The organism is Streptomyces sp. T12 (assembly GCF_028736035.1).
Lineage (GTDB): Bacteria > Actinomycetota > Actinomycetes > Streptomycetales > Streptomycetaceae > Streptomyces.
This window is the reverse complement of the sequence record NZ_CP117866.1, coordinates 3,923,547-3,938,986: the sequence shown is the minus strand read 5'-3', so window position 1 is coordinate 3,938,986 and position 15,440 is coordinate 3,923,547. Positions and strand designations below refer to the sequence as shown.

Genomic DNA, 15,440 nt, shown 5'->3' with positions numbered 1-15,440 from the left:
TTCAGTACCCTTGGCGTCATGAGCACTCTCGAGCCCGAGCGCGGGACTGGTACGGGAACCCTCGTAGAGCCGACGCCACAGGTGTCCCACGGCGACGGCGACCACGAGCGCTTCGCCCACTACGTCCAGAAGGACAAGATCATGGCGAGCGCCCTCGACGGCACCCCCGTCGTGGCGCTCTGCGGCAAGGTCTGGGTGCCCGGCCGCGACCCGAAGAAGTACCCGGTGTGTCCCATGTGCAAGGAGATCTACGAGTCCATGGGCGCCGGCGGCGACGACAAGGGCAAGGGCAAGGGCGACAAGTAAGCCGTCCTCCAGTCCGGCAGACGTAAGGCCCCCAAGGTGCGTTTTGCGCGCCCTGGGGGCCTTTGTGCTGCCCGCGCGTTGCAGGGAGTGCGCCTGCCGGTCACAGAGTGGTTGAGACCTCTTGTGGGCGTGTTCATGAAGTCCCTAGCCTCCGAGTGTTGTGCACAGCGAAACCGTCATTGCGCATGTTGCAACACCTCATCGGAGGAGCACTCCATGAAGCTGTCCGTCCGACTCACCGCGCTCGCGGCCGTCACCCTGGTCGCCGCCGCCTGCGCACCCCAGACCTCCACCAACTCCTCCTCCGGCAAGGACGAGAAGACCGGCACCCTGCGGGTCTGGCTCTTCCAGGAAGTCGGCAACAAACCGAAGGAGAAGGCGGTCGACTCCGTCGTCACCGCCTTCGAGAAGGCCCACAAGGGCACCGAGGTCGACGTCGAGTACATCCCGATCGAGACCCGCGCCCAACGCGTCAAGGCCGCCTTCAATGACCCGGACTCCGCTCCCGACGTGATGGAGTACGGCAACACCGACACCGCCGGCTATGTGAAGGACGGCGGACTCCTCGACGTCACCGAGGAGTTCGGCGACTGGAGCGAGGCCAAGGACACCGACCCCACGGCCAGGCAGTCCGTCACCGTGGACGGCAAGATCTACGGCGCACCCTTCTACGTCGGAGTCCGCGCCCTGTACTACCGCACGGACGTCTTCGAGGAACTCGGCCTCGAAGTCCCGAAGACGATGGCCGAGTTGGCGATGACGGCACGCAAGATCCGCGCCGCGAAGCCCGAGCTGTACGGGCTCGTGGTCGGCGGTGCGTACACGTACGGCGCGATGCCGTTCGTGTGGGCCAACGGCGGTGAGATCGCGGCGGGCAAGGGTGGCTCGTACGCCTCGGCGATCGACAGCGCCGCCGCGCAGAAGGGCATCAAGGCCTACACCTCGCTCTTCACCGACGACAACTGTCCCGCCGCCAAGTGCGCGGGCATGGGTGGCAACGACACCGTCACCGCGTTCGCGGCCGGCAAGGCGGGCATGGCGATCGGCGGCGACTTCAGCCACACCGCCGTGGAGGCCGGGAAGGTGAAGGGCAAGTACGCGGTGGTGCCGCTGCCGGGGGTCGAGGCGGGCTCCATCGCCCCGGCGTTCGCGGGGGGCAACAACATCGGCGTACTGAAGAGCACCTCGCACCGCACGCTGGCGGTCGAGCTGATGGAGCAGCTGACGTCCAAGAAGACCCAGGCATCCATGTTCGAGGCGATGGGCTTCCTGCCGACCTTCTCCGACGTGAGGCAGCAGGTCGCGGCGGAGGAGCCGTACGTCAAGCCGTTCGCGCAGACCCTGTCGGCGGGCACCAAGTTCGTCCCGGCCTCGCCTGCGTGGGCACAGATCGACTCCTCGCTGGTGCTGCCGACGATGTTCCAGGAGGTCATCAGCGGCAAGAAGGACGTGGCGGCGGCTTCCGAGGACGCCGCCAAGAAGATGGACGAGGCGTTTGGCTCCGCCGGATGACCAGTTCCCCGCGCCCCATGGGGCGTTGGAGCACACCTTGGCTCTACCTCGCCCCCGCTCTCGTCGTCCTCGCCGGCCTGCTCGTCTACCCCGTCTACCAGCTCGGGCTGATCTCGTTCTTCCAGTACACCCAGGCGCAGGTCAGCGGTGGGGAACCCACCACCTTCCAGGGCTTCGGGAACTATGCGGAGCTCTTCGGCGACGAGCAGTTCTGGCAGGTGCTGCTGGCGACGGTCGTCTTCGCGGCGGCCTGCGTCGTGTCGACCCTCGCCGTCGGCTGTGCGCTCGCCGTGTTGCTCACGCGCGTGCGTGCCGTGCCGCGCCTCGCGCTGATGCTGGCCGCGATGGGGGCGTGGGCGACGCCCGCCATCACCGGCTCGACGGTGTGGCTGTTCCTGTTCGACCCGGACTTCGGGCCGGTGAACCGGATGCTGGGGCTCGGCGACCACTCGTGGACGTACGGGCGCTTCAGTGCCTTCTTCCTGGTCCTGCTCGAAGTGGTCTGGTGCTCCTTCCCGTTCGTGATGGTGACGGTGTACGCCGGCATCCGTGCCGTACCGGCGGAGGTACTGGAGGCCGCCGCGCTGGACGGTGCCTCGCAGTGGCGGATCTGGCGGTCGGTGCTGGCGCCGATGCTGCGGCCGATCCTGGTGGTCGTCACCATCCAGTCCGTCATCTGGGACTTCAAGGTCTTCACGCAGATCTACGTCATGACGAACGGCGGCGGCATCGCGGGCCAGAACCTCGTGCTGAACGTGTACGCCTACCAAAAGGCCTTCGCGTCCTCGCAGTACAGCCTGGGCTCGGCGATCGGTGTGGTGATGCTGCTGATCCTGCTGGCGGTGACGCTGGTGTATCTGCGGTTGCTGCGCAGGCAGGGGGAGGAGCTGTGAGGTTCGTGAGTTCCGTGACGTTCGTACGGCGCCCCTGGCGGCTGCTGGCGGAGGCGTCCGCGCTGCTGATCGCCGTGGTGGTGGCGTTTCCGCTGTACTGGATGGTGCTCAGCGCCTTCAAGCCGGCCGGGGAGATCGAGTCCAGCGAGCCCCGGCCCTGGACACTGGCGCCCTCCCTGGATTCCTTCCGGCGGGTCTTCGAGCAGAACGAATTCGGCCGTTACTTCCTCAACAGCCTTGTCGTCGCCTGCACGGTCGTGATCGTCTCGGCGTTGATCGCGTTTCTCGCCGCGACCGCGGTGACACGATTCCGCTTCCGCTTCCGGACCACCTTGCTGATCATGTTTCTGGTGGCCCAGATGGTGCCGGTGGAGGCCCTGACGATCCCGCTGTTCTTCCTCATGCGGGACTTCGGCCAACTGAACACGCTCAGCTCGCTGATCCTGCCGCACATCGCCTTCTCGCTGCCGTTCGCGATCTGGATGCTGCGGGGGTTTGTGAAGGCGGTTCCCGAGGCCTTGGAGGAGGCCGCCTACATCGACGGGGCGAGCCGGTCGAGATTCCTGTGGCAGATCCTTTTTCCGCTGGTCTTCCCGGGGCTCGTGGCCACGAGCGTGTTTTCCTTCATCTCGGCCTGGAACGACTTCCTGTTCGCCAAGTCCTTCATCATCAGCGACACTTCGCAGTCGACCCTGCCGATGGCCCTGCTCGTCTTCTACAAGCCGGACGAGCCGGACTGGGGCGGGGTGATGGCGGCGTCCACGGTGATGACGATTCCGGTGCTGATCTTCTTCGTGCTCGTGCAGCGACGGCTGGTGTCCGGGCTGGGCGGCGCGGTCAAGGACTGAAAGGCTGATCACTCATGGATCTCATTCCGGCACCTCACCGGATGGAGCGGGCCACGGGCTTCCTCGAACTCGGCGACGGCTTCGGGATCGAGGCCGCGCCGGGCACCGAGGACACCGCGCGATGGCTGCGCGCGACGCTCGGCGCGGCGACCGGGCTCGCGCTGCCGCCCAAGAAGGGGGACGAGTACGACGTCCTCCATCTGTCCGTCCGGCCCGGCCTCGACGCCGAGGCCTACCGCCTCGTCATCGCCCCCCACGGCGTCCACATCCAGGGCGGCTCGCCCGCCGGTGTCTTCTGGGGCGCCCAGACGCTGCGCCAGCTTCTCGGCCCCGACGCCTTCCGGCGCGCACCCCTACCCGGCCGTACGTGGCGGCTGCCCCTGACGGAGATCCGGGACTCCCCCCGATTCCGCTGGCGCGGCCTCATGCTCGACGTCGCCCGGCACTTCATGCCCAAGGACGGCGTCCTGCGCTACCTGGACCTGATGGCCGCCCACAAACTCAACGTCTTCCACTTCCACCTGACGGACGACCAGGGCTGGCGCGTCGAGATCGAGAAGTACCCCCGGCTCACCGAGGTCGGCTCCTGGCGGGCGCGCACCAAATTCGGCCATCGGGCCTCCCCGCTGTGGGAGGAGAAGCCGCACGGTGGCTACTACACGCAGGACGACATCCGCGAGATCGTCGCGTACGCCGCCGAGCGGCATATCACCGTCGTCCCGGAAATCGACGTACCCGGACACTCGCAGGCCGCGATCGCCGCGTACCCGGAACTCGGCAACACCGACGTCATCACTGCATCCATTGAGGGGGGCTCCGCACTCTCGGTCTGGGACACCTGGGGGATCAATCCGAACGTACTCGCCCCCACTGACAACACCCTGCGCTTCTACGAGGGGGTGTTCGAGGAAGTCCTGGAGCTGTTCCCTTCGGAGTTCATTCATGTCGGGGGCGACGAATGCCTCAAGGACCAGTGGCGGCAGTCGGCTACGGCACAGGAGCGCATCAGGGAACTCGGGCTGAAGGACGAGGACGAGCTCCAGGCGTGGTTCATCGGCCACTTCGACAGCTGGCTCGCCGCGCGCGGGCGCCGGCTGATCGGCTGGGACGAGATCCTGGAGGGCGGTCTCGCCCCCGGCGCGGCGGTGTCCTCGTGGCGCGGGTACGCGGGCGGCATCGCGGCGGCTCGCGCGGGCCACGACGTCGTCATGTGCCCCGAGCAGCAGGTGTATCTGGACCACCGTCAGGACGCGGGCGCCGACGAGCCGGTGCCGATCGGATACGTGCGCACCCTGGAGGACGTCTATCGGTTCGAGCCCGTTCCCGCGGAGTTGACGCCGGACGAGGTCCCGCACGTGCTCGGGACGCAGGCCAACGTGTGGACCGAGGTGATGGAGGACCAGGCGCGCGTGGACTACCAGGCGTTCCCGCGCCTCGTCGCCTTCAGCGAGGTGGCCTGGAGCCGCCTGCCGGACTCGGCGGAGCGGGACTTCGCCGGCTTCGAGCGGCGGATGGCCGCCCACTACGGACGGCTCGACGCCCTGGGAGTCGCGTACCGCCCGCCGACGGGACCGCGGCCGTGGCAGCGGCGCCCCGGTGTGCTCGGCCGTCCGATCGACGGCCCGCCCCCGAACAGGTAATGGAAAAAACCGGCAAGGTGTCACCGAAGAGTGTCAATCGGCATGCACCGGTGATGCCGTACGAAAACGGACCATCTCCCTGATGAGGTGGGCGAATGCCTCCTAGCGGACCCCTGTCTTCGGGTCCTGCGAAGATGTGCCAGAGTTGCCACGTCCGCCCTGTCAGCACGTACCGTACGGCAGCACAGGTGGGACCAGGTGGGGCAGCGGGAAGGGGCAGCCGGTTTGACCACGCACACACCGCAGGCGGCGCAGGCCGTCACGCTGCCCACGACGCTGGACGAGGCCGTGGCAGCACTCGCCGCCACGCCCGCCGCCGTGCCCGTCGCGGGCGGCACCGACCTCATGGCCGCCGTCAACTCCGGACAGCTCAGGCCCGCCGCACTGGTCGGCCTCGGCCGGATCAGCGAGATCCGTGGCTGGCAGTACCAGGACGGCCACGCTCTGCTGGGTGCCGGACTCACGCACGCGCGTATGGGCCGCCCCGACTTCGCCGCCCTGATCCCGGCGCTCGCGGCCGCCGCGCGCGCCGCCGGTCCGCCGCAGATCCGCAACGCGGGCACGCTCGGCGGCAACATCGCCTCGGCGTCCCCGACCGGTGACGCGCTGCCGGTCCTCGCCGCCCTCGAAGCGACCCTGATCATCGCGGGCCCGGGCGGAGCCCGCCGGGAGATCCCGGTGTCGCACCTGCTGGCGGGCATGGAGATGCTGCGCGCCGGCGAACTCATCGGCTACGTGCGCGTGCCGCTGCTGCACGCCCCGCAGGTCTTCCTCAAGGCCACCGGCCGCACCGGCCCGGGGCGCGCGATGGCGTCCGTCGCGGTCGTCCTCGACCCCGCCCGGCGCGGAGTCAGGTGCGCCGTGGGTGCCATAGCGCCGATGGCGCTCAGGCCGCTGGAGGCCGAGCACTGGGTCGCCCAGCTGATCGACTGGGACAACAACCGCGCGATCGTCCCGGAGGCGCTGCACGCCTTCGGCGAGTACGTCTCCGCGGCCTGCATCCCCGACCCGGCCCCGGCCGAGGACGGCTCCGTGACCCAGCATCCGCCCGCCGTACTGCACCTGCGGCGCACCGTCGCCGCGCTGGCCCGACGAGCACTGGGGAGGGCACTGTCATGACCGACGACCAGCACGGAGAGGGCACGCCCCAGAGCGGGAGCCGGTGGGACCCGCTGCCCCAGGGCGACTACGACGACGGCGCCACCGCCTTCGTCAAGCTGCCCGAAGGGGGCATCGACGCCCTCCTGGCCTCCTCCGACAGCCCGCTCGCCGCGCCCGGCCACGGCTATGTGCCGCCGCGGATAACGGTCGCGCAGGGACCGACCGGGGACATCGACCCCGCGGCCCCTGGTGCCTGGCCGGTCGCGGGCGCGCCCGTCGAGGGCGCCCAGTGGCCCGACCCGAACGCCGTCCCGCAGGACGGGGGCACCGGCCAGTTCGCGTACAACCCCGGGGCCACCCAGCAGTGGAACTTCTCGGAGGCCGCGGCAGGTCAGGAGGCCGTTCCCGCACCTGGTCAGGACGTCACCGGGCAGTGGTCGATTCCCGTCGCCGGCGGGGATCTTCCGGACGAATCGGGTGAGTTCACCACGTCGTCGCTCGTCGAGCAGTGGGGCGGAACCCCTCCGGCCACACTGCCGGGCGGCGCGCCCGCACCCTGGGCGACCCAGGCGACCGGGCAGCCGTGGGGGCAGCAGGCCGAGGCCGCGGCGGCGACCGACGAGGCGGTGGGAGCCGACCCGGCGACCGGGGAGCTGACGGGAGCCGGGCACGAGCCCCGGCAGCCGGGACGGCCCGGGGCGCACGCCGACGACCGCCACGCCGTACACGCCACCGACCAGCCCGGCGAGCGGCCCGGCCCGGACCCGCACGCACGCGTGGAGCCCGGTTCCGCCGCGCACGCTTCCGGGGAGCCGTCCGCGCTCGCGTCCGAGCCGCCGGCCGAGACCGCCTCAGAGGCTTCACGGAGCGCTCCTGAGTCCGGTGAGGCCGCCACTGACGCCCAAGGCGCCCCAGAGGCCGCCGAGGGCCCCGCAGAGGCTTCCGCCGCGCCCGCCGCGCCCGCCGCGCCCGCCGAGTCCGGGGCGGCCGGGGCGGCCGAGGGCGGCGACCCCGACCCGGAGGCCGCCGAGGACTCCGCGCAGGCCGCCGCCTCCGACGACGTACCCGCGCTCCCCGGCGAGGAACACCCCCTCGCCTCCTACGTCCTGCGGGTCAACGGCGCCGACCGGCCCGTCTCGGACGCCTGGATCGGCGAGTCGCTGCTCTACGTGCTGCGCGAGCGGCTCGGGCTCGCGGGCGCCAAGGACGGCTGTTCGCAGGGCGAGTGCGGGGCGTGCAACGTCCAGGTCGACGGGCGGCTCGTCGCGTCCTGCCTGGTGCCCGCCGTGACCGCCGCCGGCGCCGAGGTCCGTACGGTCGAGGGCCTCGCCCAGGACGGGCAGCCGTCGGACGTGCAGCGGGCGCTCGCGCGGTGCGGCGCCGTGCAGTGCGGCTTCTGCGTGCCGGGCATGGCGATGACCGTGCACGACCTGCTGGAGGGCAACCCGGCCCCGACCGAGCTGGAGACCCGCCAGGCCCTGTGTGGCAACCTGTGCCGCTGCTCCGGCTACCGGGGCGTGGTGGACGCCGTCAAGGAGGTCGTCGCCGAACGCGAGGCGCACGCGGCGGCCGACGACGACGAACAGGACGGCGACGAGCCGCGTATCCCTCACCAGGCGGGCCCCGGGGCCGGCGGGGTCAACCCGTCGTTCTTCGAGGCGCCCGGTGCCATGGGACCGCATGACCAGGCGTACGGACAGGACGGAGGCCAGGCGTGAGCAACGAAGCCGCCACCGCGACCACAGCCGCGGAGGCAGCACCTGCCCCCGAGCCGATCCCGCACGGCCTCGGCGCCTCCCTGCCGGCCGCCGACGCCCGCGCCAAGACCGAGGGCACCTTCCCGTACGCGGCCGACCTCTGGGCCGAGGGCCTGCTGTGGGCGGCCGTCCTGCGCTCGCCGCACCCGCACGCGCGCATCACGTCCATCGACACCTCCCACGCGCGTGAGATGCCCGGCGTACGGGCCGTCGTCACGCACGAGGACGTGCCGGGCAGCCCGCTGTTCGGCCGCGGCAAGGCCGATCGTCCGGTCTTCGCCTCCGAGGTCGTACGCCACCACGGCGAGCCCATCGCCGCCGTCGCCGCCGACCACCCGGACACCGCCCGCCTGGCCGCCGCGGCCGTCATCGTCGAGTACGAAGTACTCGACCCGGTGACCGACCCCGAGCAGGCCTTCGAGGCCGAGCCGCTGCACCCCGACGGCAACCTGATCCGCCACATCCCGCTGCGTCACGGCGACCCGGACGCGGCGGGCGACATCGTCGTGGAGGGCCTGTACCGCATCGGCCGCCAGGACCCGGCCCCCATCGGCGCCGAGGCGGGCCTCGCGGTTCCGCGCCCCGACGGCGGCGTGGAGCTCTACCTGGCCTCCACCGACCCGCACACCGACCGCGACCGGGCCGCCGCCTGCTACGGCCTGGAGCCCGAGCGCGTGAAGGTCGTCGTCACCGGCGTCCCCGGCGCCACCGCCGACCGCGAGGACCAGGGCTTCCAGCTCCCGCTGGGGCTGCTGGCGCTGAAGACCGGCTGCCCGGTGAAGCTGACGGCCACGCGCGAAGAGTCCTTCCTGGGCCACACCCACCGGCACCCGACCCTCCTCCGCTACCGCCACCACGCCGACGCCGAGGGCAGGCTGGTGAAGGTCGAGGCGCAGATCCTGCTGGACGCGGGCGCGTACACCGACACCTCCTCCGAGGCCCTCGCCGCCGCGGTCGCCTTCGCCTGCGGCCCGTACGTCGTCCCGAACGCCTTCATCGAGGGCTGGGCCGTACGCACCAACAACCCGCCCTCCGGCCATGTCCGCGGTGAGGGCGCCATGCAGGTGTGCGCCGCGTACGAGGCGCAGATGGACAAGCTGGCCAAGAAGCTCGGCGTGGACCCGGCGGAGCTGCGCCTGCGCAACGTGATGGCGACGGGCGACGTACTCCCGACGGGCCAGACGGTGACCTGCCCGGCCCCGGTCGCGGAGCTGCTCCAGGCCGTACGGGACTACCCGCTGCCCGCCCTTCCCAAGGACACGCCCGAGGACGAGTGGCTGCTGCCCGGCGGCCCCGAGGGCGCGGGCGAACCGGGCGCCGTGCGACGGGGCGTCGGCTACGGCCTGGGCATGGTGCACATGCTCGGCGCCGAGGGCGCGGACGAGGTCTCCACGGCGACGGTGAAGGTCCACGACGGCGTCGCCACCGTGCTGTGCGCGGCGGTCGAGACGGGCCAGGGCTTCACGACGCTGGCCCGGCAGATCGTCCAGGAGACGCTCGGCATCGACGAGGTGCACGTGGCGCCCGTCGACACCGACCAGCCCCCGGCGGGCGCGGGCTGCCGCGGCCGCCACACCTGGGTGTCGGGCGGCGCGGTCGAGCGCGCGGCGAAGATGGTCCGTACGCAGCTGCTCCAGCCCCTGGCGCACAAGTTCGGCATGTCCACCGAGCTGCTCCAGATCACCGACGGCAAGATCACGTCGTACGACGGCGTCCTGTCGACCACCGTCACCGAGGCGATGGACGGCAAGGAACTGTGGGCGACGGCCCAGTGCCGCCCGCACCCGACCGAGCCGCTGAACGAATCCGGCCAGGGCGACGCCTTCGTCGGCATGGCCTTCTGCGCGATCCGCGCGGTGGTGGACGTCGACATCGAACTGGGCTCGGTACGGGTCGTCGAGCTGGCGCTCGCCCAGGACGTCGGCCAGGTGCTGAACCCGGCCCAGCTGGAGGCGCGCATCGAGGCGGGCGTGACGCAGGGCGTGGGCATAGCGCTCACGGAGAACCTGCGCTCGGCCCGCGGCCTGATCCGCCACCCCGACCTGACGGGCTACGCGCTGCCGACGGCCCTGGACGCACCGGACATCCGGATCGTGAAGCTGGTCGAGGAACGCGACGTGGTCGCGCCCTTCGGCGCGAAGGCGGTGAGCGCGGTGCCGGTGGTGACCTCGCCGGCGGCCATCGCGTCGGCCGTACGGGCCGCGACGGGCCGCCCGGTGAACCGTCTGCCGATCCGGCCGCAGGCGGCGGTGGTGACCGGCCAGTGAGCGCGCCCCGGCTGCCCTGATGGAGGGGCTGTCCTGATGGAGGGGGTTGTCCTCGTCACCGGCGTGATGGCGGCCGGGAAGTCGACGGTCGCGCAGGCGCTGGCGGAGAGGCTGCCGCGGGCCGCGCACGTTCGTGGTGACGTGTTCCGGCGGATGATCGTCTCGGGGCGCGTGGAGTACGAGCCCGGAGCCGGGGAAGCCCAAGGCGGCGAGGGCGAGGCTCAACTCCGGCTGCGATACCGACTGTCGGCGGCGACAGCGGATGCGTATGCGGCGGCCGGGTTCACGGCGGTCGTCCAGGACGTGGTGCTGGGTGCCGACTTGGCGGCGTACGTACGGCTCGTGCGCACGCGTCCGCTGTACGTGGTCGTCCTGGCGCCGAGCGCCGTGGCCGTGGCGGCGCGCGAGGCCGGGCGGGCGAAGACGGGCTACGGGGCCTGGACGGTTGAGCAGTTGGACGGGGAGCTGCGGGCGGATACGCCGCGGATCGGGCTGTGGGTGGACTCGTCGGAGCTGACCGCGGGGGAGACCGTGGAGGCGATTTTGGCGGGGCGGGAACGCGCGAGGGTGGACTGAGCGTCTTGTTGATGTGAAGCGCTGTCGGTGGTCGCGCTGGTCCGGGGGCGTTGTCAGTGGTGGCGCGTAGTGTTCTGGGCAGTGGGGACGGCGGCCGGATCCGGCGGGTCGGGCGGTCGGCCGTGTCCTGCCCGGGGCGGTGAGCAAGCGCATGCGGGGGAGCCATGAGCACGACGATCACGACCTACACCAGTACGGCCTGCGCCAGTACGACCGGCGCCAGTACAACCTGCGTCAACGACACGGCGATCGTCCTGACCGACGCCGAGCTGGCTCCGTACATCACGCACGCGTCGACGCGGCGCTGGCTGACGGGGCCCGGGCTGCCCTGCGACAGCGGCGTGCTGAGCTTCGCCGAGCTGTGCCGGGAGGGCCGGCAGGGCTTGCGGACGGTGGCCGACTCGACGGGCGATCCGCACGACCGGCTGGCGGCGGAGCTGCGGGACCAGCTGGTGATAGGCGGACTGCTGGGCCCCGGCGGCCTGGAGACGGAGTCGGTCCTGCTGGACGGCGCGACGGGCGAGATCTCGACGACGTACTTCCTGCACGACCGGCCCGACCTGATGGACCGCCGCCCGCTGGCACCGTCCCTGCGGACGCTGGTCCGATTCGCTGAGGCGACGGACGAACTGGCGGGCCTGCGCGGCCAGTTCGCCTCCTACGTCGGCCGTTACGGCCCGAAGGCGGTGGCGCAGGCCTCGCAGCACCTGCTGGCGGTGTTCGAGGACGGCACGGACGGCGAGCCGGCGCCGTACTGGAAGATGGCGGCCCTGATCCGCCCCCTGGCACTCGTCGCGGGCCGGGCCGGAGAGTCGGGGCTGGCCCTGGACCTGCCGCCGCGCCTGCTGGACCAGGAATTCGGCAAGGGCAAGGTGGTGCGCTTCGAGGAGGTCGACTTCCCCGTCACGCTCACGCACGACCCGACCCGCCGCTTCCTGCGCGAGGTGGGCCTGCCGGAGGACGGTTTCCTGTTCTCGCTGGAGACGGATGCGCCGCTGCAGACGCTGGCCGAGTACTACGCCGACGAGGAGCGGGTCGCCGAACTGCCCGCCCGGGCCGACCACTTGATACGCCTCGGTCATCTCGTCGAGGACAACAGCCTGGTCGTCGACGGCGAGACGGGCGCGATCCTGAACTGGAGCGAGCCCGAGGCGAGGCTGTTCCCCCTGAACACGGACGTCTCGACCCTCGCCTTCACCCTCTGGCTGCTGCACCGCGAGCAGGCGATCGACGAGCAGTCGGGCCACGAGCTGACGACCGACACCTACGACCAACTGGCCATGACGATGCTCCAGGTCCTGTCGACGGTCGACCCGACCGGCACCAGGGCCGCGGGCGGGGATGGCCGGCATTACTGGACGGAGGTGTTCCAGGACGAGGCGAGTGGGGTGCTGGAGTCGGTGGGCGGGGTGCGGTGAGGTGACGGGCGGGCCGAGGTGCGGGAGATCGACAATGCCCGTATGGAGAACGTCATCGTCCGCCCGGTCGGACCGGGTGAGTTAGCGGCCGTCGCAGGACTGCGGTGGCAGTGGATCCTCGAGAACGACGGCGCGGCGCCGGCAGCCGTCGACCACGACACCTTCGTACGTCACTTCGTCACCTGGGCCGAGCAGAACGCCTCCTCGCACCGCTGCATGGTCCTCGTCGACGGGGACCTCAGCGGTGACCGCGGGATCATCGGCATGGCGTGGCTGGCGGTGGTCCACCGCGTACCGACACCGCACGCGCTGCACCGGGCATCCGGTGATCTGCAGTGCGTGTACGTGGTCCCGGAGGCGCGCGACGCGGGGCTCGGCGGCCGACTGATCACCGAGACCCTGGCCAAGGCGAAGGACCTCGGGCTGGAGCGGGTCACCGTCCACTCCTCACCTCGCGCGATCCCCGCGTACGCCCGTCAGGGGTTCGAGAACTCGCCGCGCCTTCTCCAGGCCCACGTCGCGGGGACCGTGCCGCGTCCCTGAGGCCGGGCGCCTCTGGCCGGCGGCCTCAGGGACAGGTGTCGTCAGGGACAGGTGCCGTCAGGAGGACTTGGCGGCGGAGCGGCGGCGGCGTACGGCCAGGACCAGGGCACCGCCGAGGGCTGCCGCGGCGGCCGCGGCACCGGCGATGAGCGGGGTGCCGTCGGAGCCGGTGCTCGCCAGGTTGCCGTCGACGGATCCGCTGGTCGAGCCGCCCGTCGAGGTGCCCGTGGAGGTGCCGGCCGACGTGGAGCCCGTGCCGCCGGTGCTGCCCGTGCCGCCGGTGGACTGGCCGTCGGGGTCGTTGCCGCCCGTGGTGGAGCCGCCGTCCGTCGAACCGCCGGTGGAGGAGCCGCCGGAGGTGGCGGGGCCGGGTTCATTGTCGCTGGGGAGGTCGATGCTGACGTAGGCCTTGTCGTTGGCGGGGTTCTTGTCGAACCACGGGTGGATGTCGTAGATGGAGGTCGCCTTCACCTCACCCTTGGTGTCCTTGGCGCTCGCGTCGATCTTCACCAGGAAGGTGTAGGCGTACGTCTCGCCGACCTCGATGGTGGCGCCGTCGGGCCGGCAGACGTACCGGGGCTTGCCCGGAGCCGAGGGCCCGGTCGGGCCGTCGATCCCGAACGGCTTGCACTCCTTGGGCACTTCGACGGCTACGGTGCCCGGCGGGATCTGCACCATGAGTGCGGTCAGGTCGTCGCTCTCCTGGTTCTGGATCCAGCCGGGGCCGTCGTTGCGGAGTTTCACGGTGAACGACTGCTTGTCCCCGGCGAGCGCCTCGGTCTCATCACCGATCGCGACGAGGTCGGCCGTGCTGTTCGCCCTGAGGGTCACGCGCTGGTAGCTGTCGGTGAACCCCTCGCCCGGGGCCTCACCGGTGGGCGACGTGCCGTACTCGACGGCCTCCATCAGCGCCTTGGGCAGCGCCTTGAACCGCACGGGGGTTTCGACGGAGGCACCGGGTTCGATGACCGTGTCGAGCTCGCAGAGCGCCTGCCTGACCTGGTCCTCGATGGTCGAGTAGGTGCAGCCCTGGACGGACTCGGGGAAGTCGAGGCCCCGGGTCAGCCGGATCCGGAAGGTGACGCCGTCCGCGGCCGCGGTGCCCTTGTTGGTGATGACGACGGACTCGTCGGACACCTCACCGGGCTTGGGAGACGTACTCGGCAGGCGCGAGATCACCAGAGAGGGCTCGGCCTCCTCGGCATGTGCCGCGGGAGCGACGACCGCGGGAACGGCCGCGGCGATCGCGGCAGCGGCCACGAAGGCCGCCGAGGGGCGGATGTGCGAGGGGCGGATGCGCTGGCGCACGGGTGGGTCTCCTCGTCGGGACAGGAAGCACGGCGACCGGAGCTTTGCCGTCCAGTCATGTCCTGGACAGCTGGGGGGCGTCCAGGGTTGTGCTGCTGTTTGAGGAGATGGAGGGGAGGGGTGGGGGAGGAGGGGAGGGGCGAAAACGGGTGCCGGTGATCGCACAGCTGGTGCAGGCCGACGAGGACACCGTCCGGGATGTGATCCACGCGTTCAACGAGAAGGGCCTGGCCTGCCTGGACCCTCGGTGGGCGGGAGGCCGTCCCCGCCAACTCAAGTCTGACGAAGAGGACTTCGTCGTCCAGACGGCCACCACCCGCCCGGTCAAGCTCGGCCAGCCTTTTACTCGCTGGTCACTGCGCAAGCTCGTACGCCTACCTGCGCAAAGTCCACGGCCGGGTGATTCGCATCGGCCGTGAGGCGTTACGGTGCCTGCTCGCCCGCCGCGGCGTCACCTTCCAGCGCACCAAGACCTGGAAGGAGTCCCCGGACCCCGAACGGGAGACGAAGCTGGACCGTATCGAGCACGTCCTGGACCGCTTCCCGGACCGGGTATTCGCCTTCGATGAGTTCGGCCCACTCGGGATCCGGCCCATCGGCGGCAGCTGCTGGGCCGAACAGACCCGGCCCGACCGGCTGCCGGCCACCTACCATCGCACCCACGGCGTCCGGTACTTCCATGGCTGCTACTCGGTGGGCGACGACCGTCTGTGGGGCGTGAACCGCCGCAAGAAGGGTGCCGGGAACACGCTGGCCGCGCTGAAATCGATCCGCGCCGCCCGGCCCGACGGCGCACCGATCTACGTGATCCTGGACAACCTGTCCGCCCACAAGGGCGCCGACATCCGCCGCTGGGCAAAGAAGCACAAGGTCGAGCTGTGCTTCACCCCGGCCTACGCCTCCTGGGCGAACCCGATCGAGGCGCGCTTCGGACCACTGCGGCAGTTCACCATCGCCAACTCCCACCACCCCAACCACACCGTCCAGACCAGGGCCCTGCACTCCTACCTCCGCTGGCGCAACGCCAATGCCCGCCACTGCGACGTCCTGGCCGCCGAACGCAAGGAACGCGCCCGCATCCGCAGCGAGAAAGGCACCCGATGGGGCGGACGCCCCCTCACAACCGCAGCCTGATCCAATCCGGCGAACCTACGCGGTCACAGCACTAGATCGCTGACGTTGCGGCTCCGTAGGGCGACACGGCCGTCGGCCCACCGGCCGGCCAGGGCGCGGTAACCGTCCCACTTCTGTTATGCGCTGTTGAGCTGTCC

Annotated in this window: 12 protein-coding genes and 1 pseudogene; 12 read left to right on the top strand and 1 reads right to left on the bottom strand. The window is 71.1% G+C overall.

All coding sequences use genetic code 11. The features are described from left to right. The first annotated feature begins 18 nt into the window (after positions 1 to 18). The 11 genes from PBV52_RS17590 (at position 19) to PBV52_RS17540 (ending at position 12,861) form a co-directional block, all read left to right on the top strand. On the top strand, positions 19 to 306 hold the full coding sequence (locus PBV52_RS17590; protein WP_274239322.1) for a DUF3039 domain-containing protein: 288 nt from the start codon (positions 19 to 21) through the stop codon (positions 304 to 306). A gap of 216 nt (positions 307 to 522) precedes the next feature. Then, complete coding sequence (locus PBV52_RS17585; protein WP_274239321.1) at positions 523 to 1,818, top strand: extracellular solute-binding protein; 1,296 nt, start codon at positions 523 to 525, stop codon at positions 1,816 to 1,818. Next, positions 1,815 to 2,711 (top strand): carbohydrate ABC transporter permease, encoded by an 897-nt coding sequence (locus PBV52_RS17580; protein ID WP_274239320.1) that lies wholly within the window; start codon positions 1,815 to 1,817, stop codon positions 2,709 to 2,711. Before PBV52_RS17585 ends, PBV52_RS17580 begins: the two co-directional genes overlap by 4 nt. A gap of 14 nt (positions 2,712 to 2,725) precedes the next feature. Further along, positions 2,726 to 3,559, top strand: a complete 834-nt coding sequence (locus PBV52_RS17575) for a carbohydrate ABC transporter permease (RefSeq protein WP_373922013.1) — start codon at positions 2,726 to 2,728, stop codon at positions 3,557 to 3,559. A gap of 14 nt (positions 3,560 to 3,573) precedes the next feature. Next, positions 3,574 to 5,199, top strand: coding sequence for a beta-N-acetylhexosaminidase (locus PBV52_RS17570; protein WP_274239318.1), 1,626 nt, complete (start codon positions 3,574 to 3,576; stop codon positions 5,197 to 5,199). 225 nt (positions 5,200 to 5,424) lie between these two features. Next, a complete protein-coding gene (locus PBV52_RS17565) occupies positions 5,425 to 6,318 on the top strand; it encodes a xanthine dehydrogenase family protein subunit M (protein WP_128428822.1) in 894 nt (297 codons plus the stop codon). Then, entirely contained in the window at positions 6,315 to 8,018 is a 1,704-nt protein-coding gene (locus tag PBV52_RS17560; protein WP_274239317.1) for a 2Fe-2S iron-sulfur cluster-binding protein, read from the top strand. Before PBV52_RS17565 ends, PBV52_RS17560 begins: the two co-directional genes overlap by 4 nt. After that, complete coding sequence (locus PBV52_RS17555; protein ID WP_274239316.1) at positions 8,015 to 10,324, top strand: xanthine dehydrogenase family protein molybdopterin-binding subunit; 2,310 nt, start codon at positions 8,015 to 8,017, stop codon at positions 10,322 to 10,324. The genes PBV52_RS17560 and PBV52_RS17555 overlap by 4 nt, the downstream gene beginning before the upstream one ends. A 36-nt stretch (positions 10,325 to 10,360) precedes the next feature. After that, positions 10,361 to 10,900 carry an AAA family ATPase gene (locus PBV52_RS17550; protein ID WP_274239315.1) on the top strand — a complete coding sequence of 180 codons (540 nt, stop codon included), beginning with the start codon at positions 10,361 to 10,363 and terminating at the stop codon, positions 10,898 to 10,900. 164 nt (positions 10,901 to 11,064) lie between these two features. Next, positions 11,065 to 12,318, top strand: a complete 1,254-nt coding sequence (locus tag PBV52_RS17545) for an SUKH-4 family immunity protein (RefSeq protein WP_274239314.1) — start codon at positions 11,065 to 11,067, stop codon at positions 12,316 to 12,318. 42 nt (positions 12,319 to 12,360) lie between these two features. After that, entirely contained in the window at positions 12,361 to 12,861 is a 501-nt protein-coding gene (locus tag PBV52_RS17540; RefSeq protein WP_274239313.1) for a GNAT family N-acetyltransferase, read from the top strand. 57 nt (positions 12,862 to 12,918) lie between these two features. On the opposite strand, the gene PBV52_RS17535 is transcribed toward PBV52_RS17540, so the two are convergent. Then, positions 12,919 to 14,169: an LPXTG cell wall anchor domain-containing protein gene (locus PBV52_RS17535; protein WP_274239312.1), complete on the bottom strand. Its 1,251-nt coding sequence runs from the start codon at positions 14,167 to 14,169 to the stop codon at positions 12,919 to 12,921. A gap of 107 nt (positions 14,170 to 14,276) precedes the next feature. On the opposite strand from PBV52_RS17535, the pseudogene PBV52_RS17530 reads away from it, so the two are divergent. After that, positions 14,277 to 15,303, top strand: a pseudogene (locus PBV52_RS17530) (IS630 family transposase). Positions 15,304 to 15,440: the final 137 nt, after the last annotated feature.